Annotated in this window: 19 protein-coding genes and 1 tRNA gene; 9 read left to right on the forward strand and 11 right to left on the reverse strand. The window is 71.7% G+C overall.

Annotated features, from left to right (window positions below):
* Positions 1 to 399 precede the first annotated feature (399 nt).
* Positions 400 to 1,146 carry a DUF6227 family protein gene (locus tag ACFV9M_RS23815; protein ID WP_385067732.1) on the forward strand — a complete coding sequence of 249 codons (747 nt, stop codon included), beginning with the start codon at positions 400 to 402 and terminating at the stop codon, positions 1,144 to 1,146.
* A 106-nt stretch (positions 1,147 to 1,252) separates the two neighbouring features.
* Here ACFV9M_RS23815 and ACFV9M_RS23820 read toward each other — a convergent pair whose 3' ends face one another.
* The 4 genes from ACFV9M_RS23820 to ACFV9M_RS23835 all read right to left on the reverse strand — a co-directional run bounded on the left by ACFV9M_RS23820 (position 1,253) and on the right by ACFV9M_RS23835 (position 6,151).
* Entirely contained in the window at positions 1,253 to 1,438 is a 186-nt protein-coding gene (locus tag ACFV9M_RS23820; RefSeq protein WP_385067735.1) for a hypothetical protein, read from the reverse strand.
* Positions 1,439 to 1,888: 450 nt separating this feature from the next.
* Entirely contained in the window at positions 1,889 to 4,255 is a 2,367-nt protein-coding gene (locus tag ACFV9M_RS23825) for a fructose-specific PTS transporter subunit EIIC (protein ID WP_385077774.1), read from the reverse strand.
* Between the two features lie 190 nt (positions 4,256 to 4,445).
* Complete coding sequence (gene pfkB / locus ACFV9M_RS23830) at positions 4,446 to 5,393, reverse strand: 1-phosphofructokinase (RefSeq protein WP_385077772.1); 948 nt, start codon at positions 5,391 to 5,393, stop codon at positions 4,446 to 4,448.
* Positions 5,390 to 6,151, reverse strand: a complete 762-nt coding sequence (locus ACFV9M_RS23835) for a DeoR/GlpR family DNA-binding transcription regulator (protein ID WP_385077769.1) — start codon at positions 6,149 to 6,151, stop codon at positions 5,390 to 5,392. Before ACFV9M_RS23835 ends, pfkB begins: the two co-directional genes overlap by 4 nt.
* 377 nt (positions 6,152 to 6,528) lie before the next feature.
* Between ACFV9M_RS23835 and ACFV9M_RS23840 the strand changes: the two genes are divergently transcribed.
* Positions 6,529 to 7,587, forward strand: coding sequence for a helix-turn-helix transcriptional regulator (locus ACFV9M_RS23840; RefSeq protein WP_385077767.1), 1,059 nt, complete (start codon positions 6,529 to 6,531; stop codon positions 7,585 to 7,587).
* 24 nt (positions 7,588 to 7,611) lie between these two features.
* Here ACFV9M_RS23840 and ACFV9M_RS23845 read toward each other — a convergent pair whose 3' ends face one another.
* Together ACFV9M_RS23845 and ACFV9M_RS23850 are read right to left on the reverse strand one after the other, a co-directional pair.
* Positions 7,612 to 8,247 carry a TetR/AcrR family transcriptional regulator gene (locus tag ACFV9M_RS23845; protein ID WP_385077779.1) on the reverse strand — a complete coding sequence of 212 codons (636 nt, stop codon included), beginning with the start codon at positions 8,245 to 8,247 and terminating at the stop codon, positions 7,612 to 7,614.
* A gap of 832 nt (positions 8,248 to 9,079) precedes the next feature.
* Complete coding sequence (locus ACFV9M_RS23850; RefSeq protein WP_385077765.1) at positions 9,080 to 10,078, reverse strand: RNA polymerase sigma factor RpoD/SigA; 999 nt, start codon at positions 10,076 to 10,078, stop codon at positions 9,080 to 9,082.
* 206 nt (positions 10,079 to 10,284) lie between these two features.
* Between ACFV9M_RS23850 and ACFV9M_RS23855 the strand changes: the two genes are divergently transcribed.
* Positions 10,285 to 10,815: a GNAT family N-acetyltransferase gene (locus ACFV9M_RS23855; protein WP_385077762.1), complete on the forward strand. Its 531-nt coding sequence runs from the start codon at positions 10,285 to 10,287 to the stop codon at positions 10,813 to 10,815.
* A 147-nt stretch (positions 10,816 to 10,962) separates the two neighbouring features.
* Here the strand turns inward: ACFV9M_RS23855 and ACFV9M_RS23860 are convergent, their stop codons facing one another.
* On the reverse strand, positions 10,963 to 11,730 hold the full coding sequence (locus ACFV9M_RS23860) for a dioxygenase (protein WP_385077777.1): 768 nt from the start codon (positions 11,728 to 11,730) through the stop codon (positions 10,963 to 10,965).
* Between the two features lie 195 nt (positions 11,731 to 11,925).
* On the opposite strand from ACFV9M_RS23860, the gene ACFV9M_RS23865 reads away from it, so the two are divergent.
* Positions 11,926 to 12,435, forward strand: a complete 510-nt coding sequence (locus tag ACFV9M_RS23865) for a MarR family winged helix-turn-helix transcriptional regulator (protein WP_385077760.1) — start codon at positions 11,926 to 11,928, stop codon at positions 12,433 to 12,435.
* Between the two features lie 85 nt (positions 12,436 to 12,520).
* Here ACFV9M_RS23865 and ACFV9M_RS23870 read toward each other — a convergent pair whose 3' ends face one another.
* Complete coding sequence (locus ACFV9M_RS23870; protein WP_385077757.1) at positions 12,521 to 14,077, reverse strand: MFS transporter; 1,557 nt, start codon at positions 14,075 to 14,077, stop codon at positions 12,521 to 12,523.
* Between the two features lie 264 nt (positions 14,078 to 14,341).
* Positions 14,342 to 14,986 (reverse strand): TetR/AcrR family transcriptional regulator, encoded by a 645-nt coding sequence (locus tag ACFV9M_RS23875; protein ID WP_385077755.1) that lies wholly within the window; start codon positions 14,984 to 14,986, stop codon positions 14,342 to 14,344.
* Positions 14,987 to 15,385: 399 nt separating this feature from the next.
* Between ACFV9M_RS23875 and ACFV9M_RS23880 the strand changes: the two genes are divergently transcribed.
* The gene (locus ACFV9M_RS23880) at positions 15,386 to 16,714 is read left to right on the forward strand and encodes a M6 family metalloprotease domain-containing protein (protein ID WP_385077752.1); all 1,329 of its coding nucleotides are present in this window, start codon (positions 15,386 to 15,388) and stop codon (positions 16,712 to 16,714) included.
* A gap of 211 nt (positions 16,715 to 16,925) precedes the next feature.
* A tRNA-Arg gene (locus ACFV9M_RS23885) sits at positions 16,926 to 16,998 on the forward strand.
* 47 nt (positions 16,999 to 17,045) lie between these two features.
* Here ACFV9M_RS23885 and xerC read toward each other — a convergent pair.
* A complete protein-coding gene (gene xerC / locus ACFV9M_RS23890; protein ID WP_385077750.1) occupies positions 17,046 to 18,719 on the reverse strand; it encodes a tyrosine recombinase XerC in 1,674 nt (557 codons plus the stop codon).
* Positions 18,716 to 19,396, reverse strand: coding sequence for a helix-turn-helix domain-containing protein (locus tag ACFV9M_RS23895; RefSeq protein ID WP_385077747.1), 681 nt, complete (start codon positions 19,394 to 19,396; stop codon positions 18,716 to 18,718). Before ACFV9M_RS23895 ends, xerC begins: the two co-directional genes overlap by 4 nt.
* A 94-nt stretch (positions 19,397 to 19,490) precedes the next feature.
* Here ACFV9M_RS23895 and ACFV9M_RS23900 point away from each other — a divergent pair, with 94 nt between their 5' ends.
* The 3 genes from ACFV9M_RS23900 to ACFV9M_RS23910 all read left to right on the forward strand — a co-directional run bounded on the left by ACFV9M_RS23900 (position 19,491) and on the right by ACFV9M_RS23910 (position 22,405).
* Entirely contained in the window at positions 19,491 to 19,721 is a 231-nt protein-coding gene (locus ACFV9M_RS23900) for a hypothetical protein (RefSeq protein WP_385077744.1), read from the forward strand.
* A gap of 227 nt (positions 19,722 to 19,948) precedes the next feature.
* Positions 19,949 to 21,232, forward strand: a complete 1,284-nt coding sequence (locus tag ACFV9M_RS23905) for a DUF3631 domain-containing protein (protein WP_385077742.1) — start codon at positions 19,949 to 19,951, stop codon at positions 21,230 to 21,232.
* A gap of 447 nt (positions 21,233 to 21,679) precedes the next feature.
* Positions 21,680 to 22,405, forward strand: a complete 726-nt coding sequence (locus ACFV9M_RS23910; protein WP_385077739.1) for a DUF2637 domain-containing protein — start codon at positions 21,680 to 21,682, stop codon at positions 22,403 to 22,405.
* Positions 22,406 to 22,458 lie beyond the last annotated feature (53 nt).

The raw sequence follows: 22,458 nt of genomic DNA on the forward strand, positions 1-22,458 counted from the left end.
CGGGGCGAGGGGAGAGAGGGGAACGGGGCACTGGTCCGGCTCGGCCGCGGACACCGGACTCACCGAGCTCACCCGACTCGCCGAGCTCACCGGGCTCAGCGGGCTCACCGGGCTCACCGGGCTCACCGGGCTCGCCGGACGCGCCAGACGTGTCGGACGGAGCGCGGCGTGGGGCGAGTGGATCGTGAGGGGGGCGCATCCCGTCGGACTGCGCCCCCGTTTTCGGCGGAAGTCGCCTCTGACCGGCGGTTTCTGACAGATCATCGGACCGTGCGGGAACTTATCGCGCGGCTCCGGCGTTTTCCCGGCGTACGTTTTCTCGGTTCCCGGACATGATGTCCGGCCGAGGGGCTACGGTATGCACCCACAAGGTGACATGCAGCAACGCCGGGAGAAACCTTGAGCGTTCCGTACGAGACGGCAGCGCACGAACCAGCCGAGTCGCCCGAGACTCCGGAGGAGCACCTCGCGCGGCTCCTCGGTCGCGCCCTGAACTCGTTCGAGCTGCCCGACGACACGATAAGGCGGCTCGACTGCGCGCTCGCGCACGACAGCTCGCTGCACTCCGCGCACCACAGCGCGGGGCTGCACCGCGAGACGTACCGGCACACCTGGCTGCTGGCCGACGGCTCCGCGCTCACGCTGTGGGAACTCGTCCACAACCCCGAGCCGGGCAGCGAGCCGCAGCACGAGGTGTACGTCGACGAGGAGGAGGTACTGGCCGCCACCGCGCGGCTTCCGCTGCAACCGGAGACACCCGAGTTCGAGCTGCCGGTGCTGGTGCAGCTGTCGCCGATCCCCGCGCCCCGGCATGTGTACGTGCCGGACGATTCGGCGGACCACGCGCGGCGTCTGCTGCGCCGGGCGGAGAACACCGACCGGCCCGGCGCGGACACCGCCGCGCTGCTGAGGACGGCGTTCGCGCACCAGATCACGCAGGCCTTCGGGCGCCCGTGCCGCGCCGGGCGGATCGGTCTGGGCTTCGCGCTCTACGAGCACGCGTTCCTGCTCCGCGACGGCCGAGAGATCTCCCTCTGGGAGGTCGAGCACACGGCGACGCCCGACGGGCGGCACATGTGCGAGGTGTACCCGTCGGAGGCGGCGGCACGGGAGGCGATGGAGCGGCGGGCGGCGCAGGTCTCCTGACCCGCGCTCTCACGTCCCTGCCCGGGGCGCCCGGGGCGTTCGGGTCACTGCCCGTGTGCCCCCGGGCGCCACTCGCGCCCGCCGGCACCCATGCCGGTGCCGGTGCTCAGTGTCCGCTGTCGAGTCGTCGTACGAGGGCCGCGAAGGCGGCCTGCTCGGCCGGGGTCAGGGGCACGGCCTCCAGGGGCGGCCCGTTCCGGTGCTGACCCGGGAGGGCGGGGAGGGATCGGGAGGCACCCGGGGCGTCCGGCCGTGCGGGGCGCTCACCGAAGGCGGGGCGCAGATCCGTCACCCGGGCCTCCCTGCCTTCCGTGGCCTCTCCTGTCCCCCCGGACTCGCCTGTCCCCCCGGACTCGCCGGCCTCTCCGGCCTCTCGAGGAGGCGAGGTCTGCGCCTCTGTGCGCCGTGAGCGCCGCTCTGAACGGCGTACGTCCTCCCCCAGACCCGGCACGCCCGCGCCACGGCGGCCGCGGCGCAGGACGCGGGCCAGGCCGGCCAATCCTGCGGCGCAGGCCAGAACGAGAACGGCCGCGCGCGCCGGCCGGGGCATCGAGGGGTGCTCAGGCATGCCGAACAGTAGACATCAAGATCCGGATATTCGGCTCCGACCGTGATGTATCTCGCAGGTGGCGCAGGTCGCACCAATACCGCCGAGAGCGACGAGAGCGACGAGAGGACGAGCGGCCGGTCGCAGCCCCGGCCCGTGGGGGCTGCGACCGGCCGCTCCGGCGGCGGGCGCCCGCTACGCCGCCACCGGCTGCTTCTTCCCCGCCGCCGGGCCGGCCGGGCGGCTCTCCGTACCGGGGGCCGCGGCGTCGGCGACCGGCTTGCGCAGGCCCTTGAGGACGACGACCAGGGCCGCCGTCACGCACACGCCCGCCGCGATGGCGACCAGGTAGAGCAGCGGGTTGCCGATCAGCGGGACCACGAAGACGCCGCCGTGCGGGGCGCGCAGGGTCGCGCCGAAGGCCATCGACAGGGCGCCGGTGACCGCGCCGCCCGCCATCGAGGCGGGGATCACGCGGAACGGGTCGGCCGCGGCGAACGGGATCGCGCCCTCGGAGATGAAGGAGGCGCCCAGGACCCAGGCGGCCTTGCCGTTCTCGCGCTCGGTGCGGGTGAAGAGCTTGCCGCGCACGGTGGTGGCGAGGGCCATCGCCAGTGGCGGAACCATGCCGGCCGCCATGACCGCGGCCATGACCTTCATCGCGGAGTCGCTCGGGTCGGCGACGGCGATGCCGGCGGTGGCGAAGGCGTAGGCGACCTTGTTGACGGGGCCGCCGAGGTCGAAGCACATCATCAGGCCGAGCAGGGCGCCGAGGAGGACGGCGTTGGCGCCGGTGAGGCCGGCCAGCCAGTCGGTCATGGCCTTCTGCGCCGCGGCGATGGGCTTGCCGATGACGACGAACATCAGGAATCCGACGATCGCCGAGGAGATCAGCGGGATCACCACCACCGGCATGATGCCGCGCAGCACCGGCGGAATGCTGATCCTCTGGATCGCCATCACCACCGCTCCGGCGATCAGACCGGCCGCCAGACCGCCGAGGAAGCCGGCGTTGACGGTGAGCGAGATCGCGCCACCGACGAAGCCGGGCACCAGGCCGGGCCGGTCGGCCATGCCGTAGGCGATGTATCCGGCCAGGACCGGGACGAGGAAGCCGAAGGCGACGCCGCCGATCTGGAAGAGCAGGGCGCCCCAGCTGTCGGCCTGCGTCCACACGAAGTGGTCCATGACGGACGGCGCCTCGTTGATGTCGTAGCCGCCGATCGCGAAGCCGAGGGCGATGAGGAGACCGCCGGCGGCGACGAACGGGACCATGTAGCTGACACCGGACATCAGCCACTTGCGGAGCTTGGTGCCGTAGCCCTCGGTGGAGTCGCCGGCGCGTTCGACCGGGGTGCCCGCGCCTGCGGGAGCGCCCGACGTCACCTCGCCGCGCTCGGCCCTGCCGCGCACCTCGGCGATGAGTTCGGCGGGGCGGTTGATGCCGGCCTTCACCCCGACGTCGACGGTGGGCTTGCCGGCGAAGCGGTCCTTGTCGCGTACGGGGACGTCGTGGGCGAAGATCACGCCGTCCGCCGCCTCGATGACGGCCGGGTCGAGCCGGGCGAAGCCCGCCGAACCCTGGGTCTCCACGGCCACTTCGACGCCCGCCTCGCGCCCGGCGTTCTCCAGGGACTCGGCCGCCATGTAGGTGTGCGCGATACCGGTCGGGCAGGAGGTGACGGCGACGACACGGAAGGGACGCCGCTCGCCTTCGGCTCCCTCGGCGCCCACCCCTCCCTCGGCGGGTGCCGTCGGCGTCGCGGGGGTGGTGTCCGTGGCTGAAGTGGTGCCCGTGGCACCGTCGGCGGAGGCCGCCACCGGCGGCGCCACGGAGTCTGTGGTGGCCGCGGAGCCCGCCGGCCGCTCTGCGGGGGCCGCGGAGCCCGCCGGCCCCGGGGAGTCCGCGCCTTCCGAGGGTGCGGTGTCCGCGGCGGCCGGGCCGGCCTCGGCAGAGGCCCCGGCGGCGGCCGGGTCGGCCTCGGCAGAGGTCCCGGCGGCGGCCGGGCCGGCCCCGGCAGAGGTCCCGGCGGCAGCCGGGCCGGCCCCGGCAGAGGTCCCGGCGGCGGCCGGGCCGGCCCCGGCAGAGGTCCCGGCAGGGGCCCCGGCGGCCGTAGGGGCCTCCTCCCCGCGGATCAGTGCCGCCGCGGCCGCCGTGTCGTCCACCGCCCGCAGTGCGTCGGTGAACTCGGCGTTCATCAACTGCCTGGCGAGTGACGACAGGATCGTCAGGTGGGCGTCGTCGGCGCCGGCGGGAGCGGCGATCAGGAAGATCAGGTCGGCGGGGCCGTCCGGGGCGCCGAAGTCGACGCCGGCGGCGCTGCGCCCGAAGGCGAGCGTCGGCTCGGTGACGTGGGCGCTGCGGCAGTGCGGGATGCCGATGCCGCCGTCGAGGCCGGTCGGCATCTGCGCCTCGCGGGCGGCCACGTCGGCGAGGAAGCCCTCCAGGTCGGTCACCCGGCCCCGGGCCACCATGCGCTCCGCGAGGGAACGCGCCGCCGCTTCCTTGGTGTCGGCGGACAGGTCGAGGTCGACCAGATCCGCGGTGATCATGTCACTCATCGCGGGCTCCTTCGCACGCGTATCGCCCGGAGTGTGGGGTGGGCGGGGGAGGGAGAGGGGACGGAGGTGCAGCGGGGGGCTGCCGGAGCGGTGGGATCGAGGGAGGTGGTCAGCGCGCCGGGGAGCACGGGGGTGACAGGAGATGCCGGGGTCTCGGGGAGTACGGGGGGTTCGGGGCGCACGAGGGGTGTCATGACACCGGCTCCTTCAATTCGCGGTTCACCGGGACCCGGTCGGTGACGGTCACCGCCGCCGGGTCCAGGTCGGCCGGGGTCGGCATCACGCTGCCGGGCAACTGGACTGCGGCCGCGCCGTGCGCGACGGCGGAGGCGAGGGCCTCGGGGCCGCTGCCGCCGGCGACGAGGAACCCGGCGAGGGAGGCGTCGCCCGCCCCCACGTTGCTGCGGACGGTGTCGACGCGTGCGGAGGCGAACCAGGTACCGGCGTCCGAAACGAGGAGCTGTCCGTCGGCGCCCAGGCTCGCGAGCACGGCGCGCGCACCCATACCGCGCAGTTCCTCGGCCGCCTTCACCGCGTCCCCCACGGTCCTCAGGGGGCGCCCGACGGCCTCGGCGAGCTCCTCGGCGTTCGGCTTCACCACGTCGGGCCGCTCGGGCAGTGCCTCCAGCAGCGCACGCCCCGAAGTGTCCAGTGCGATGCGTGCGCCCCCGGCGTGCGCCCGCGCGACCACATCGGCGTACCAGGACGGCGCGAGCCCGCGCGGGAGACTTCCGCAGCACGCGATCCAGTCCGCGTCACGCGACTGCTCGCGCACCGTCTCCAGCAGCAGTTCCTGCTCGGCGGCGGTCAGTTCCGGCCCCGGCGCGTTGATCTTCGTGAGGACGCCGTCGGGTTCGGCGAGGGCGATGTTGGAGCGGGTGGCTCCGGCGACCGGCACCGGCGCGACCTCGATGCCCTGGGCGTCGAGCAGGTCGGCGACGAGTGCCCCCGGCGCACCGCCCAGGGGCAGGACGGCGACCGTGCGCCGCCCCGCGGCAGCGACGGCACGCGAGACGTTGACGCCCTTGCCGCCGGGGTCCATGCGTTCGCCGCCGGCGCGGATGACCTCGCCGCGCTCCAGCGACGGGACCTCGTAGGTGCGGTCGAGGGAGGGGTTGGGGGTGACGGTGAGGATCATGCGCGTACCACTTCCGTGCCGCCGCGCTCGATGGCGGCCGCGTCGTCGGGGCTCAGCCCGCTGTCGGTGATCAGCAGGTCGACGTCGCTCAGGTCGCCGAAGCGGGCGAAGTGCTCCTGGCCGTGCTTGGAGGAGTCGGCGAGCAGCACCACGCGGCGGGCGGCGGCCATCGCCGCGCGCTTGACCGCGGCCTCGGCGAGGTCGGGGGTGGTCAGCCCGTGTCCGGCGGAGAACCCGTTGGCCGCGACGAACAGGACGTCGGCGCGGATCTCGCCGTAGGCACGCAGCGCCCAGGCGTCCACGGCGGCGCGGGTGCGGTGGCGGACCCGTCCCCCGACGAGGTGGAGCTGCATGCCGGGGTGGTCCGCCAGGCGGGCCGCGATGGGCAGGGAGTGCGTGACGGCGGTGAGCGAGGCCTCCAGGGGGATCGCGGCGGCCAGCCGGGCGACCGTCGTGCCGGCGTCGAGGATCAGCGTGCCCTCGGTCGGCAGCTCGGTGAGGGCCGCCTTGGCGATGCGGTCCTTCTCGTCGGCGGAGGTGCTCTCGCGTTCGGAGAGGTCCGGCTCGAAGTCGAGGCGTCCGACCGGTATGGCACCGCCGTGCACCCGTCGGACGAGCCCGGCGCGGTCGAGGGCCTTCAGGTCGCGGCGGATGGTCTCCGCCGTGACCTGGAACTCCTCGGCCAGTGACAGGACGTCCACCCGGCCGCCGTCACGGGCGAGCCGCAGGATCTCCTGCTGCCGCTCCGGTGCGTACATGTCCGTCTGCCTCCGACTTCTGCCCGGTCGATGTCCGTCCGGGCATCCGGCCCGCCGTGGACCGGTGTCCGACCTGTCCCGACTGATGCCCGAACCTGTGGTTTCTCCTCAGAGGTTACGCCCGGACACCCAGGAAGTAAACAGGTTCGGACCCCATTCAGACATGAACGGACTTCCGGTCCACGAGTCCGGGCATCCGATCCCGCGTCCGATCCCGCAACCGATCCCGCGTCCGGTCCCGCAACCGCTCCCGCGTCCGATCCCGCGTCCGGTCCCGCATCCGTGCCGGTGCCCGCCGCGCCCTTCTGCGTCATGTCCTCACGCCAGGAACCCCGATAGGTCAGAACGCGTCCTATTGGCGCGGCATCCTCGACCGTATGACGACGGACACTCCGGCACGGCTGCTGCAGCTCCTCTCCCTGCTCCAGACACCGCGCGAATGGCCCGGCGGCGAACTCGCCGACCGGCTCGGGGTGTCGCGCCGTACGGTCCGCCGGGACATCGACCGGCTGCGCGAGCTCGGCTATCCCGTGCAGGCGAGCAAGGGCTCGGACGGCGGGTACCGGCTCGTCGCGGGCAAGGCCATGCCGCCGCTCGTCCTCGACGACGAGGAGGCGGTGGCGATCGCGGTCGGCCTGCGGGCGGGCGCCGGACACGCGCTGGAGGGCGTCGACGAGGCGTCGGTGCGCGCGCTGGCGAAACTGGAACAGGTGCTTCCGTCCCGGCTACGGCACCGGGTCGCCACACTGCAGGCCGCGACCACCCCCCTGACCAGCGGGGACGGGGCGAGCATCGCGCCCGAGACGCTGACCGTGATGGCGTCGACGGTGGCCGGGCGGGAGCGGCTGAGGTTCGCCTACCGCGCGAAGGACGGCACCCGGTCCCGGCGGCTGACCGAGCCGTACCGCCTGGTGTCCACGGGACGGCGGTGGTACCTCGTCGCCTACGACCTCGAACGGCAGGACTGGCGGACGTTCCGCGTCGACCGGGTCAGCGAGCCCTCCGCCACCGGGGCCCGTTTCGCACCGCGCGAGGTCCCGGAGGGGGACGCGGCGGAATACCTGCGGCAGTCCATCCAGCGGCGGCAGGAGACGTACGGGTTCGAGGTCGCGTTCGCGGCGCCCGCGGAGGTCGTGGCGGGACGGTTGCCCGCGTGGTTCGGGCAGCCGGTGGCGGAGGAGGGCGGCGCGGGCGGGTGTTCACTGCGCGGGGTCACCGGGGACCCGGTGGAGTGGCTGGCGGTGCGGCTGGCGATGGTGGGGTGCGAGTTCTCGGTCCGGGCGCCGGAGGAACTGGTGGACTGCGTACGGGCGCTGGGCGAGCGCCTGACGAGGGCGGCGGCGGACGGCGCACCGGCCACCCCGAGCGCCGATCAGCTCGACTCCGTGGAGCCCGGCCCCACCCGGCCGCCCCTCGGCTCCCCCGGTTCCCCCTGAGCCTCCACCCCCTCCCTACTCCCCTTACTCCCCTTCCCCCTGCTCCCCTTCCCCCTGCTCCCCTTCCTCCCAACGGAGCCCCCGCAGTACCGCCAGGTTGCGCAACGCCAGTTCCGCCGGCCCTTCCGGGCCATCCGCCGGGGCGTCCGTCATGGCCCAGCTCTCCACGGCGACCCTGACGGCTGCGCTCGAAACCGCGGCGGTGAAGCGTCGGTGGGGGGTGGTGGAGGCGTCGGCAACGTTGTCGTGCGGGTGCGGACGGGCGGCGCGCTCGGCGAGGATCTCCGCGAGCGCCCCTTCCGACGCGTGGCACACCTCGGCCCAGACCTTCCCCAGGGCCGGGCTGCTCGTCGCCAGGCGGATCAGGGTGCGGACCCACTCCCAGGAGGCCGCCGAGACACCGGCCCCCGGCGTCAACGTGTGCCGTACGGCGTGTTCCAGGGCCGTTGGCAGCGGCAGATGCGCCGGCGCCTCGCGCACCGCCTCCGCCCAGAGCTGGGCACCCGCCGCGTAGAGGGGCGCGACGGACTCCTCCTTGGTCGCGAAGTACCGGTAGAAGGTGCGCGGGGCGATGCCCGCGGCCTGCGCGATGTCCTCCGCGCGGGTGGCTTTCAGACCTCGGCTCACGAACAGGCGGGCGGCCGCCCGGGCGATCTCCAGCCGGGTCGCCGCCTTGCGCCGCTCGGTCAGTGAGATGGGCGCGGAGGGAGTTACGGAGACTGGTCCGCTGGACGACGTCCCCGGGACAGCGCCGGGGGTGGTGCCGGAGACAGTGCCGGGCGTAGTCCCGGAGACAGTGCCGGGGGCGCTCCCGAGGACGGTGCCGGGGGTGCTCCCGGAGGCGGTACCGAGGACGGTTCCGGTGGTTTTTCCGGGGCGGGGCGGCTGAGCGGGGGTGGAGCTGGTCACCTCGGCAGGCTATGCCCATGTGACACAATCTGCCATCCGGGCGGGCCACCCCGGGGTTCAGGTACGGGGTGCCCCGCCCCCTCGACATGCCCGCAGAAGGAGCCGGGCCCCGGCGCCTGGGGGGATAGGCGCCGAAGCCCGGCTCGGGGAGAGTCCCGGCGCCGGGGGGAGTGCGTCGGGACTTGGCTCAGGGTCGAACTCAGTGTCCACCCGGAGTGGTTCGCGGTGGAACCGAGCGGTACGCAGCGGTACGGACAGTACAGCGGTATGGCGGTATGGCGGTACGGAGCGGTTCCCGGCGAGGGGGGCCACCGGGGAACCGGCTTTCTCACAGGGGCTTCGACGTCCGGGCTTCGAGGTCCGGTCCGGCTTTCCACTCCACCGAATCCGAACTCCCGTGCCCAGGAGTTCTGTTCCCCCGTCCTGCCGGTTGAAGCGGCGTTGTACCGCCATCTTTGCGCGGACTTCCGCCACCCGGCGTACGCCGGTGGCATGGGCACCCGCCTTCTCCGGCCCCTGCTCGCGCGCCCCGGCAGGGCCGCCCTCACACCCCCGTCCGCAGGTTAGGTGCCCCGCCCGTCCTCTAGGCCGCCGCCTCGAACCCGGTGTCCCGGGCCAGCTTCTTCAGCTCCAGCAGGGCGTGCTTCTCGATCTGCCGGATGCGCTCACGGGTGAGGCCGTGCTCCTTGCCGACCTCGGTCAGCGTGCGCTCGCGGCCGTCCTCGATGCCGTACCGCATCTTGATGATCGAGGCGGTGCGCGGGTCGAGCCGGTCGATCAGGCCGTCCAGTTCCTCGCTGCGCAGCAGCGTGAGCACGGACTGCTCCGGGGAGACCGCGGAGGTGTCCTCGAGCAGGTCGCCGAACTGGGTCTCGCCCTCGTCGTCGACCGACATGTTGAGGGAGACCGGGTCACGGGCCCAGTCGAGCACGTCGATGACGCGCTCCGGCGTGGAGCCGAGCTCGGCGGCGATCTCGGCGGGCTCCGGCTCGCGGCCGTGTTCACGGTTGAACTCGCGCTGGACGCGGCGGATACGGCCGAGCTCCTCCACCAGGTGGACGGGCAGCCGGATCGTGCGCGACTGGTCGGCTATGGAGCGGGTGATCGCCTGACGGATCCACCACGTGGCGTACGTGGAGAACTTGAAGCCCTTGCGGTAGTCGAACTTCTCGACCGCGCGGACCAGGCCGGCGTTGCCCTCCTGGATCAGGTCGAGCAGAGGCAGGCCGCTGCGCGGGTAGCGGCGGGCGACCGCCACGACCAGGCGGAGGTTGGAACGGATGAAGACGTCCTTGGCGCGCTCCCCCTCGGCGACGAGCGCCTCGAGCTCCTCGCGGGAGGCGTCCGCCGTGGACTCCTCGTATCCGTCGAGAACCTGCCGCGCGAACACACCCGCCTCGATGATCTGCGACAGCTCGACTTCCTTGGCGGCGTCGAGCAGTGGCGTGCGCGCGATCTCGTCGAGGTACATGCCGACCAGATCGCGGTCGGCGATCTCGCCGCCGTGGACGCGAGCGCTGCTTGCCGCGTCGGCCGTCTCGCCGGTGGCGGACTTACGACGGGCGACGGCACGGGTTGCCATGCGTGCTCCCTTGCGATGATGGGGTCAGCGGGTGGTCCGTGGACACCGGGCCCTTACTCGGGTCCTCCCGGGACTGTCAACCGGGACTCTCCTCGGGTGCCCTGCATCCAATGGAAACAACGACTGGAATCAGGACACAATTCCCAACCCGCCCCTCATTTTTTCTGATCTTGCAGTACCCTGTCGGCCGCGCGAGGGGAGCCACGATGCCGCCGGAACGCACAGAGGTGCAGGTCAGGCCAGCGGTCGAAGAGGACCTCGAAGCCCTCACCGACCTCTACAACCACTACGTCCGTGAGACGCCCATCACATTCGACACCGTGCCCTTCACTCCGGAGGAGCGCCGCCCCTGGCTGCTCTCCCACCCTGAAGACGGCCCCCACCGGCTGATGGTTGCCACGCGGGGGGCACTCGAAGGCGACTCACAGCGGATTTTGGGGTACGCCACATCCAGTCCTCACCGCCCGAAGGCCGCCTACGCGACGTCGGTGGAGGTGACGGTGTACGTCGCCCCGGACGCGGGGGGCCGGGGCGTCGGCACACTGCTGTACGAGGCGCTGTTCGCCGCCCTGTCCAGGCAGGACCTGCACCGCGCCTACGCCGGCATCGCCCAGCCCAACGAGGCGTCGACACGGCTGCACGAGCGCTTCGGGTTCCGGCACGTCGGCACGTACCGCGAGGTGGGCCGCAAGTTCGGCCGCTACTGGGACGTCGCCTGGTACGAGAAGGAACTCTGAGGCGTACGGCCGCGGACCGGCCGGCACCGCCACGGCGCACACGACGACCGTCGACGCCGGACGCCGGACCCCAGACGCCGAACCCCGAACCCCGGACCCCAGACGCCGAACGCCGAACGCCGAACGCCGAAGGCCGGACGCCCGGCCTCAGCCGAACTGCACCGACCGCTTCGCCATCCCCAGCCAGAACCCGTCGATCACCGACTTCTGCGCATCCAACTCGCCGGCGACCTCCGCCGCCCCCATGGTGACGAAGAGGGGGGCGAAGTGCTCGGTGCGCGGGTGGGCGTACCGGCCCGCCGGGGCCTTGTGCAGGAAGTCCAGCAGGGCGTCCCAGTCACGGGCCTCCAGGGCGCGGTGGCCCCAGTCGTCGAACTCCGACGACCAGCTCGGCACCCCCGGGCCGGTGTGCCGTAGCGCGGCCAGGTTGTGGGTGAAGAAGCCGGAGCCGACGATCAGCACGCCCTCGTCGCGCAGGGGCGCCAGCCTGCGGCCGATGTCCATGAGCTTCACCGGGTCCAGGGTCGGCATGGAGATCTGCAGGACGGGGATGTCGGCGGCGGGGAACATCTCGACGAGCGGGACGTAGGCGCCGTGGTCGAGTCCGCGGTCCGGGATGTCCTGGACGGGCGTGCCGGGGGCGTGCAGCAGCTTGCGTACGGACTCGGCGAGCGCGGGCGCGCCGGGGGCCTCGTACGTCACCCGGTAGTAGTGCTCGGGGAAGCCCCAGAAGTCGTAGACCAGCGGGACGGTCTCGACGGCGCCGAGGGCGAGCGGGGCCTCCTCCCAGTGGGCGGAGACGATCAGGATCGCCGTGGGGCGGGGCAGGCCGGCGGACCAGGCGGCGAGCTGGCCGGGCCAGACCGGGTCGTCCGCGAGGGGCGGGGCGCCGTGGCTGAGGTACAGGGCGGGCATGCGCTCGCGGGGGAGGCCGTTCTGCGGGACGGCACGGTGGTCCTGTGCGGCGGCGGACATGGCGACGGCTCCCTCCGAGGGCGGGACGGCGGTTCTCGTACGCCCTTATCGCTTGAACTCTAAAGTTCCTTGGCGCTCCTCACTCTAGGCGCCACTTGTTTAATTTTCAAGGACAGAGCCCGTAGAGTGGAGCCCATGACGAAGGCAGCCGCACCCGCCGACGAGCCCCAGTGGCTCACCGCAGAGGAGCAGCGCATCTGGCGCTCGTACCTGCACGCCACCTACCTCCTCGAAGACCAGCTGGACCGCCAGCTCCAGCGCGACGCGGGCATGCCCCACGTCTACTACGGGCTCCTCGTCAAGCTCGCCGAGTCCCCCCGCCGGCGCCTGCGCATGACCGAACTGGCCAGGGACGCGAAGATCACCCGCTCCCGTCTCTCCCACGCCGTCGCCCGGCTGGAGAAGAACGGCTGGGTGAGGCGCGAGGACTGCCCCTCCGACAAGCGCGGCCAGTTCGCCGTCCTCACCGACCAGGGCATGGAGACGCTGAGGAGCGCCGCCCCGGGCCATGTCGCCGCCGTACGCAACGCCCTGTTCGACCGGCTCACCCCCGAACAGCAGAAGTCCCTCGGCGAGATCATGGAGATCGTCGCCGAGGGACTCCAGCCCGACGAGGCGGGCGCGGACCTGCCCTGGCTCCGCTAGGCCCTGTCGTCACAGGCAGCGGACGGAAGCTCCCGGCGCCACGGACCGAGTGACTGCCGAGTGACTGCCGGGCGCCCGGGTGAACTCAGTGGGCGACCACCGGCACCGGTACGACGTCATCGGCGCCCTCGCCGTCCCGCGCGCCCGGGCCGCTCACGGCGCCCATGTCCGGCTTGCCGGCGTTGACCAGGGTCAGGGCGATCACCGCCGCGGCGACGAGGATGCCCACGGCGAACCAGATCGCGCTGGTGTAGCCGTGCACCATGCCCTCCAGCTGGACCAGCTGCTGCTGCGGCCGGGAGGTCGCGGAGGCGATGTGGTCGGTGATGTAGGACGTGGTCGCGGAGGCGGCGACGGTGTTCAGCAAGGCGGTACCGATCGCGCCGCCCACCTGCTGCGAGGTGTTGACCATCGCGGAGGCGACACCGGCGTCCCGCGGCTCGACGCCCTGCGTGGCCATCGACATGGCCGGCATGAACGCCGTACCCATGCCCAGGCCGAGCAGCAGCATGCCCGGCAGCAGCACGGCCGCGTACGAGGAACCGACCTCCATCCGGGTCAGCAGCAGCATGCCGAGCGCGGCCACCAGGAAGCCGGGGCCCATCAGCAGCCGGGGCGCCACCCGGGTCATCAGACGGGTGCCGATCTGGGTGGAGCCGGTGATCATGCCCGCGACCATCGGCAGGAAGGCGAAGCCGGTCCTGACGGGCGTGTAGCCCTTCACGACCTGGAGGTAGTAGGTGAGGAAGAGGAAGAGGCCGAACATCGCGATGATCGCGAGGCCGAGCGAGAGGTAGACGCCGCCGCGGTTGCGCTCGGTGATCACCCGCAGGGGCAGCAGCGGGGCCTTCACCTTCGCCTCGACCAGCACGAAGGCGGCGAGCAGCACGGCCGACGCCACGAACATGCCGACGGTCACGGCGTCGCCCCAGCCCTCGGACTCGGCGCGGGTGAAGCCGTAGACCAGGGCGACCAGGCCGAGGGTGGACAGGATGACGCCCGGGATGTCGAGCGGGGAGCGGTTGCGGCCGCCCTCGGGCTCACGGATGACGAAGTAGGCGCCGGCCGCGGCGACGATGGCGAAGGGGATGTTCACGAAGAACGTCCAGCGCCAGTCCAGGTATTCGGTGAGGAACCCGCCCAGGATCAGGCCGACGGCGCCACCGCCGCCGGCGATCGCACCGTAGATGCCGAACGCCTTGGCGCGCTCCTTGGCATCCGTGAACATCACGGCGAGCAGGGAGAGCGCGGCGGGGGCGAGGAGGGCTCCGAAGACACCCTGGAGGGCGCGGGCGCCGAACATCATCGCCTCGTTGGTGGCCGCGCCGCCCAGCGCGGAGGCCGCGGCGAAGCCGGCCAGGCCGACGACGAAGGCGCGCTTGCGGCCCCACAGGTCGGCGATCCGCCCGCCGAAGAGCAGCAGTCCGCCGAAGGCGAGCGCGTACGCGGTGACGACCCACTGGCGGTTGCCGTCGGATATGCCCAGGTCCTGCTGGGCGGAGGGCAGCGCGATGTTCACGATGGTCGCGTCGAGGACGACCATCAGCTGGGCGAGCGCGATGAACATGAGCGCTTTCCAGCGGCCCGGGTCCGCCTGGCGGACACCGGGCGAGGACGCCTTGGTGGTGGCTGTTTCAGACATGGGTGTACCCACTTCGGGACTTCGTGACGGAAAAAGAGAAGGAAGGTGGGAGGAGCGGAGTGAGGAACGCGAGAGCAGAGACAGAGACTCAGGGAGCGATCAGCCGGACCTTCGCTCCCCAAAGATGATCGCCGCGGGGGCTGAAGTGCCGGGTGCCGCCCAGTAATTGACTATTGACCGGGGTTGCCGGGAACTGCCGTCGAGCTGCCGTGGAATCGCTGTTGAACTGCGGTTGACACTGCCGTTGTTACTGCCGGGGTTCGCTCAGGCCTGGCGCAGGTCCTCCATGGTGACGGCCGCACCCGGCAGGGCGGAGCGGGCGGGAGCCCGCAGCCCGTCCAGGAGCAGCTGCAGATGGCGGTGGACGAAGCGGTCGGCGCTGAGGCAGCCGGTGCCCGCCGGGGGCCGGCTGAGCTGGGCCACGGCGACCATCAGGTCGCCGATGCCCACGTCGTCGCGGAGCTGCCCGGCCTGCCGGGCGCGCTCCATGACCTCGCCGACGAGCTGCTCGGCGCGCAGCCGGGCGGCCACGAGATCCGGGTGGTTGTCGTCGAACGTGCTGGCGACCATCGGGCACAGGGCGCCGACGCGTTCGTCGGCGGCGACGTGCACGAAGCGCTCCAGCGCGCCGAAGGCGTCGCCCGTCTGCGCGAGCGCCTGCCGGGCCGCCTCGGCCGTCCGGTCCATGACGGAGCAGACGACCTCGCGGACCAGCGCGTCGCGGTCGGGGAAGTTGCGGTACACCGTGGCATTGCCGACGCCGGCCCGGCGGGCGATGTCGTCGAGCGGCACGTCGGGGCCGAGCTCTACGAACATCTCGCGGGCGGCGTTGACGATCCGCTCCCGGTTGCGCAGCGCGTCGGCACGCGGCCGGACCGTCCTGCGCTGCGCGGAAGCTGCGGTCTGCACGGCGTACTCCTTACATGTCTTATGCCTGACTGTTCTTACATGCCTGGCGTGTGTCTACGTGTAGGTCGTGAGGGGCGATCCACAGGTGCACAGGTGCACAGGTGCACAGGTGAACCCGAAGCACCGCACCCCTGACCCCCGACCGATCCGGGGAACCTCTCCCCGTTTCAGTCGGACACCTGACTAAACGGGGAAACGATCCCCGCTTATTTCCCGACCCCGAACTCTTTTCATGTGACCTGAGTCACCCCTCTCCACCTTCGCACCCACCACCCCTCCCCTACCCGGAAGTAACCCACGATCGGCTGCCCCGGCGAGCGCCCCCGCCGCCCCGGACGGAGGGTGATCACAAGGGTGCAGCCGGTGACCGGCGGCTGCCTGGAGCGAGAGGTTTCCCGCATGCAGCCGCAGCCCGAGCGCACCCGGGAAGCCCGGCCGGGCCCGCCCCCGGAGCCGCTCCGCCGCCGGATACGCACGCGCCGCACGGCCGCCCTCACGGCCGTCACCGCACTGACGCTCGCGGTCAGCACCTCGGCCGGCACCGGACACTTCGGCCCGGGCCCGGCACCGGCCGGAGCCGGACCCGTCCCCCTGGCCCGCTCGGCCGCCCTCTCCCCCTGCATGATCAGCGGCAGCCCCGCCGTACAGATGTCCGAGGGCGTGCCGACATCCGCCGGATACGCGCGCTCCACCGGCACCGTCCGCGCCCTCAACCTCATGATCGACTTCTCGGACGCCCCCGGCCGGGGCGACGCGCGCGCCCGTCTCCGCGAGTTCTTCCCGAAGACCCGGCAGTGGTTTCGGACCGCCTCCTACGGCCGCCTCGACTACCGCCCCGAATCGCCGGTCGCCCGCTGGCTGCGCATGCCCAAGCCGTTCAAGGAGTACGGGATAGAGCGCGGCGCGCCCTTCGACCCCGGCTACCGGGACCTCGTCCAGGACCTCGTGGCCGCCGCCGACCGGATCGTCGACTTCCGGGCGTACGACCTGCTGAACGTGCTGGTCACCCCGAACGCCGGGCCGTCCGCGCTGGACACGGTCCTGTCGGTGACGTTCGCCGGCAACACCGAGGCGCCGGTGGCCGACGGCGTCGTCGTCGCGAACGCCTCCTTCGTCTACTCCCGCCAGGACGACGGCTCCGGCTCCTACGCCGAGACCGGCTACCGCGTCCTGCCGCACGAGAACGGCCACGTCTTCGGCCTGCCCGACCTCTACACCCAGGAGGGCGGCGGCGCGGTCGGCCACTGGGACATCATGAGCGAGGACTGGGGCGCCAACAACGACCTGCTCGGCTGGCACAAGTGGAAGCTGGGCTGGCTGGACGCCACGCAGATCAACTGCGCGGCGGCCCTCGGCACACGGGAGTACACCCTCACCCCCCTCTCCCGGCGCGGCGGCCCCAAGCTGGTCTTCGTCCCCCTCGACCACCGCAGCGGCTACGCCGTCGAACTGCGCACCCGCGGCGGCAACGACGAGGAGGTGTGCCGCCCCGGCATCCTCATCTACCGGGTCGACGCGGACATCGACACCGGCATGGGCCCGGTGACGGTCTACGACTCCCGGCGCGACAGCGGCGGCTGCACCCGCAGCCCCAACGTCCACGCGGAACTCTCCGACGCCCCCTTCTCCCCCGGCCAGGCCTTCGAGGACCCGAAACGGGGGGTGCGGATCGCGGTGACGGCGGCCGACCTCAGGGGTGACTACCGGGTGCGGGTGACGCGGCGGTAGACCCGCGGCGGAACACCGGGGCTCATCGCCACAGGCCTGCCGCGACCGCCGCACCGGAGAACCGATGCCCACCGGGTCGACCACGGCCTCCCACACCCGGACCGCCCTCCACATGGCCTCCCACCTCACCCGCCCCCCTCTGACCTGACCCCCACACCCCACCCAGGAGATCCGGTACGCTGACGCCTGTGGCCCAACCGGCCACCACCTCGCCTTCGTAGCTCAGGGGATAGAGCACCGCTCTCCTAAAGCGGGTGTCGCAGGTTCGAATCCTGCCGGGGGCACAACGCGTTACCGCTCTGACCTGGGGTTTATCCCCCAGGGAGGGCTCCTACTCGGCCTCGGACTCCTCGTCCGGGGCCGTTTGCGTGAGCGGTGCGTGAGCGGACGGAGAGTTGATCTCCCGAATACCGCCCAACGGATCAGCATCATCCGGCACGGACTCCGCGTCGGGCTTCTCCTCGCCGTCGAGTTCGGGCTCCGTTTCGGGAGCGGTGTTCTCGGAGGTGGCGCGGGCTCGCGGTACAAGCCGGGCTGCGGCCTCGGCGATGGCGAGATCCGCCTCTGGGAGCAGGCTCGTGTACGTGTCGGCCGTGATGGTGATCGACGAGTGGCCGAGCATCTCCTGGATGTCCTTCAGGTCGGCCCCGGCCGCGTGAGCCAGGGTCGCGGCACCGTGGCGGAGGTCGTGGAGCCGGACCGGCGGGAGGCCGATCTCCTCGTACAGCTCGATAAACCGCCGTGTGACGTTGGCGGGGTGGAGCATCTCACCGTTTTCCTTGGTGAAGACACGTCCGGTCTCCACCCAGGCGCTCTCCCACTCCTTACGGTCCTTGTCCTGCTGGGCGCGGTGCCGACGCAGGGCCCGGACCGTGTCGGAGTCCAGCGCGATGGTGCGCGCGCCGGCGTCGGTCTTTGGGTCGTCCTCGTACACCTCCCAGCCGTCCACGACGAGTTGCTTGGCGACGGTGATGAGACCGGCGTCCAGGTTGGTGTCGGTCCACTTCTGGCCGCATGCCTCGCCCCGTCGCAGTCCGCGGAATGCGATCAGGTGGAACAGCGCGTACAGGCGGTCCTCCGCGACGTGGTCGAGGAAGAGCCCGGTGTGTTCCGGCGTCCAGACCATCACCGGCGACGGCTTCTCGCTGGTGCGCTTCCAGTGGAGGATGCGCTCCTCGGTCCACACGAGGGCCTTGGGTCGCTTGCCCGCCTCCAACTCGACGTGGGCGGCCGGGTTGAAGGTGATGAGCTGCTGGGCGATCGCGGCGTTGAGTGCGGCCCGCAGGGTGGAGCGGACGCGCTGGCGGGTGGCCGGACCGACGATGCGGCGGTAGGGCTCCATCTCGGCGATGGCTGTCTTCATCGCTTTACGGCGGGCGCGGGGCTCGCGCCCCTTCCAGGGAATCTGGGCGAGGTCCTCGAACGCCTTGCGGCGGGCTGCGTTGCCTTCGGCGATCTCAACGTTGGCCTCGGCGATGGCCTCGAACATCTCCGACAGGTGGGCGACCCGGAGGCGGTCCAGCCGGTAGTGCCCGATCCGTGGTTTGAGGTGCACCCGGATGTTGCTCTCGTCGCGGCTGATGGCGCTCTGCCGCCCCTTCTTGCCCGCCAGCCACATGTCCAGCCACTCGCCGACCGTGAGCCTGCTCGTCAGGTCCAGGCCATGGCTGAGGCGCCTGCGCGTCGCCTCGATGTTCGGCAGCGGGGCCTTCTCCTCGGCCACCTTCTCCAGCAACTCGGCTATCTGGGCCAGGCCCTCGGCGTCGTCGGCGGCGGCGAGGCCGACGAGCGCGCGCACGTGGTCGAGGTCCGCCTGGGCGGCCTTGAGGGAGTCGTAGCCGGCGCGGCTGAATGAGCGGCGGGTGCCGTCTTCGCGGGGTGGGAGTTCCTGGCGTATGGAGTACGAGCCGTGCTTGCGGCTGGAGAGCTTCGGGCACTTCTTGCCGAGCGGCTTGCCGGTGTGTGGGTCGCGGCAGTAGCAGCGGCGGTGGGTGGAACCCTTCAAAGGTCATTCTCCTCATCGGTGTTGCCGACGGGTGGGTCGACGTCGGCGAGTTCTGGTGGCAGGTGCGGTGGTGTGCCGCCGTCTTCGCGGATGAAGGCGCGGGCGCTGCGGAGGCGGTATTTGGCTTCCAACGCCCTTTCGGCGTAGTCGGCTTGGGCGAGTACGGCTTCCTCACGTTCGGCCTGGTTGGGTGCCGTCTCGGCTTTCCAGCGCTCGTGCTTCTCGCCTTTCAGTGCGGCCAGGGCGGCGCGCTGGTAGCGGACGTGGGCGCGGAAGTTGCGGAGCATGTCGTCTTCCATGCCGAAGTCCTCCCTATCGCCGGTGAACCAGTGCATGGCATCCCATGTGGGGTCGGAGTGCTGCAGGGGAAGGCGCTGGACTCGGTCGACGTAGCCGACGGGGTAGAGCAGGCAGATGGGGTAGGTCCGCAGGGCTTCGGCGAGGACGAGGACGTCGACCAGGGGCAGGTTGGCGCGGCGGCCGGACTCCATGTTGGCGATCACGTTGCGCGGGATCGGATGGCCGATCTCCGCGCAGCGGTCGGCCAGGTCCTGGGCGCTCATGCGCAACTCCTTCCTTCGTCTGCGGACCTCGGCGGCCACCGTGGCCATCACCTGATCCACCCACTCCGGGACGTCGTCCTCGTCATCTCCAGGATCAAAACCGTGTTGTGTCATGGAGACACATTAGCTTCCCGATGATGGTTAGTGATCGCCTGGAGCCGGACGTGATGCCGCGTTCGCCGAGGGCTCACTCATCGACGGAGCATGTATGCGCGACAACGAGACCGCGGAGCAGGCCAAGGGCATGACGCGGGAGGAGCTGCTGGCCCTGCCTGCTGCGGTTGACCTGGACACCGGCAACCGGGCGCTGGGGCTGGGTCGGAGCAAGGGTTATGAGCTGGCCAAGCGGGGCCAGTACCCGTGCAAGGTCCTGCGGCTGGGCAAGGCGTACCGCGTCGTGACCGCCGACCTGTTGAGCCTGCTCGGCCTGGCCGCATGACCGCCCGAGCCCATAGCAGACGCTTCTGCGCTGAGCTGACACAGAAATGCTGGACTGTGTCGGGGCGTGGACGTACTGTCCGTGTTCCCTCGCCCCGGCCCAGGAAGCGAGAAAGCCCCCGGCGCGCCAACGCCGGAGGCTCCGCACACTCCACTGCCCGCATTCCAACGAACGACCTGCGTGAGTCGGGCCTGCATGCCCGACGTCACCGGATAAGGAGCTGCCCTGTGCAACCTACGACACCCGAGCCCTATTCCGCACCCGGCAAAGCGGCATGGCCGACGGTCGCCGTGCCCGGCCGACCTGGCCACGCGCCCGAAGCCGCCCCAGCGGCCGACGAGCAGGCGCCAGATACGGTTCCGGCGGATCAGCCCGCCGAGGAGGCGGTGCAGGACCCGGAACCGACGTACGGATCCGAGCTGCTGAAAGAACTGCGTGCCCAGATAGCCCAGTTCGTGATCCTGCCCTCCCAGCAGGCGCTGGACGCGGTCACGCTGTGGGTGGCGGCGACGCATCTGCAGCCCGCGTGGCAGCACGCGCCGCGTCTGGCGGTGGTGGGGCCAGCGAAGCGGTGCGGCAAGTCGCGGCTGCTGGACGTGTTGACCGAGACGGTCCACGAGCCGATGCTCACGATCAACACCACCCCGGCGGCGGTCTTCCGCTCCATCACCGACGAACCGCCCACCCTCCTGGTGGACGAGGCGGACACCATCTTCGGCACGCCGAAGCAGGCGGAGAAGAACGAGGAGATGCGCGGCCTGCTCAACGCAGGCCACCAGCGCAACCGGTACGTCACCCGGGTCGTCGGCAACGACCACACCCCGCACCGGTTCGCCACCTTCGCCATGGCCGCCCTCGCGGGGATCGGCGACCTGCCCGACACGATCATGGACCGGTCGGTCGTCATCCGCATGCGCCGCCGGGCCGAGGGCGAGAGCGTCAAGCCCTTCCGCTCCCGCCGCGACATCCCTGCCCTCCATGATCTGCGGGACCGTATCGCGGCATGGGCCAGGCCACTGCTGGACGAGGCGGCGGATCTGGAGCCGGACATGCCGGTGGAGGACCGTGCTGCCGATACGTGGGAGCCCTTGATCATCGTGGCCGACCTGGCCTCGGGGTCCTGGCCCCGCCGGGCTCGCGAGGCGTGTGCGGGGATGGTGGCTGCGGAGGTCGAGGCGGAGGAGGACCAGCCCGGCGAGGCTCGGATCCTGGCCGACATCCGCAGGGTCTTCGTCGCCCAGCGCGAGGTCGACAGCCTCTCCACGGACGAGCTGCTGCACCACCTGCGACAGAACGCCGAGAGCCCTTGGGCGGAATGGGGCCGCAACGGGCTGACCTCGCGCGAGCTGGCGAGGATGCTGCGCCAGTACGACATCAAGCCCGGCAACGTCCGCCTCGCCGACGGAACCCAGCGCAAGGGCTACATGCGTAACAAGTTCCTCGACGCGTGGCGGCGCTACTGCCCCACCGTTCACTCAGTGAACGCCGCGCCAGCCCCCTCCTCGGGCTGAGCACCGCCTCCCCCGGTGACCGTCCCTGCCGTCCCTGCCGTGATCTCGCAGGTCACACGGCATGCGGACGGGACGGAAACCGGGGGCAAGACGGCAACGCGATCATGACGACCGCGCTGCCACCAACCGGACGCTGCCCGGATCCGTCTTATGCCGTCCCGGGCGTCCTCGCCGTATCGCCGCAGGTCACAGCGCATGCGGCCGGGACGGCAAGACGGATGCGATCCGTCCACGGCCACCGAAGCGCAGCCCCACCGCCCGCGCGTTCCCCAAGACGCGCCGGCGCCGCCAAGACGGAACACCAGCCCCCTGCCGTACCGGCCCTGACCTGCACTTGCAACGGCCAAGACGGCAAAGACGGACCACGCCACCACCCCAGGAGAACCCCGCTTGACCACCCTCTCCACACCCACCCACCGAGGCCATCGTCCTGGCGAAGGGCAGCCGATGACGACCAAGCAGGCGGCCGAGCGGTATGCACTCGTCGCGGCGGGAGTCGTCATCGTGGCCCTCACCGCCGGCGGGTTCTGGCTGTCGTACGCACACCTCGCAGAGGTCGCCGGACAGCACGGCCTCAAAAGCTCCCCGATCCGCCAGTGGGCCTGGCCGGCGACTCTAGACGCCTTCATCGTCGCGGGCGAACTGCTCATGCTCCGTGCGGGCCTGCGCCGGGTCACCGACAGCTGGGCCATCGCCCTCACCGCCACCGGATCAGTCGGCTCCATCGCCCTCAACGTGGCCGGGGTCAGCGGCACGGGCAACGCCAGCGCCGTGCCCCTGCTCGACTACGTGGTCGCCGCGGTTCCCCCGACCGCCGCGCTGCTGGCCTTCGGCGTCCTGATGCGGCAGATCCACCAACTGGTCGACCAACCCGCCGACCACTTCGACGCCGCACCCGTCCAGGTGCCGGAACTACCGGTTACCGCGCCCGCCGAGCCACTGGCCGAGCCGGTCCAGCCCACTGAGCCTCCGGCCGCCGGTTCCGTCCAGCCGACGGAACCACCGCCCGAGGTTTCGGAGGGCAAGCCGCGCGGTGGTCGTCCGCCCAAGGCCACGCTCGCGGAGCTCGTGGAGATCGGCCGGATCGCCCTCGCTGCGCACGGCACACTCAGCCGCTCCCTTCTCCGGAAGGACTCTGTTGCTGAATTCGTCAGCGGGCGAGTTGGTGGCTGAGGCGCTCGAGTCGGCTGGTGCGAGGCTTGCGTAGTGGGTCGGTGGTCCACCAG

The organism is Streptomyces sp. NPDC059895, assembly GCF_042731035.1.
Taxonomy (GTDB): domain Bacteria; phylum Actinomycetota; class Actinomycetes; order Streptomycetales; family Streptomycetaceae; genus Streptomyces.

Coding starts and splice junctions, on each gene's coding strand:
- ACFV9M_RS23825 (WP_385077774.1), bottom strand. CDS start 4,255: ATGAGTGACATGATCACCGCGGATCTGGTCGACCTCGACCTGTCCGCC.
- pfkB (WP_385077772.1), bottom strand. CDS start 5,393: ATGATCCTCACCGTCACCCCCAACCCCTCCCTCGACCGCACCTACGAG.
- ACFV9M_RS23835 (WP_385077769.1), bottom strand. CDS start 6,151: ATGTACGCACCGGAGCGGCAGCAGGAGATCCTGCGGCTCGCCCGTGAC.
- ACFV9M_RS23840 (WP_385077767.1), top strand. CDS start 6,529: ATGACGACGGACACTCCGGCACGGCTGCTGCAGCTCCTCTCCCTGCTC.
- ACFV9M_RS23850 (WP_385077765.1), bottom strand. CDS start 10,078: ATGGCAACCCGTGCCGTCGCCCGTCGTAAGTCCGCCACCGGCGAGACG.
- ACFV9M_RS23855 (WP_385077762.1), top strand. CDS start 10,285: ATGCCGCCGGAACGCACAGAGGTGCAGGTCAGGCCAGCGGTCGAAGAG.
- ACFV9M_RS23860 (WP_385077777.1), bottom strand. CDS start 11,730: ATGCCCGCCCTGTACCTCAGCCACGGCGCCCCGCCCCTCGCGGACGAC.
- ACFV9M_RS23865 (WP_385077760.1), top strand. CDS start 11,926: ATGACGAAGGCAGCCGCACCCGCCGACGAGCCCCAGTGGCTCACCGCA.
- ACFV9M_RS23870 (WP_385077757.1), bottom strand. CDS start 14,077: ATGTCTGAAACAGCCACCACCAAGGCGTCCTCGCCCGGTGTCCGCCAG.
- ACFV9M_RS23880 (WP_385077752.1), top strand. CDS start 15,386: ATGCAGCCGCAGCCCGAGCGCACCCGGGAAGCCCGGCCGGGCCCGCCC.
- ACFV9M_RS23895 (WP_385077747.1), bottom strand. CDS start 19,396: ATGACACAACACGGTTTTGATCCTGGAGATGACGAGGACGACGTCCCG.
- ACFV9M_RS23900 (WP_385077744.1), top strand. CDS start 19,491: ATGCGCGACAACGAGACCGCGGAGCAGGCCAAGGGCATGACGCGGGAG.
- ACFV9M_RS23910 (WP_385077739.1), top strand. CDS start 21,680: ATGACGACCAAGCAGGCGGCCGAGCGGTATGCACTCGTCGCGGCGGGA.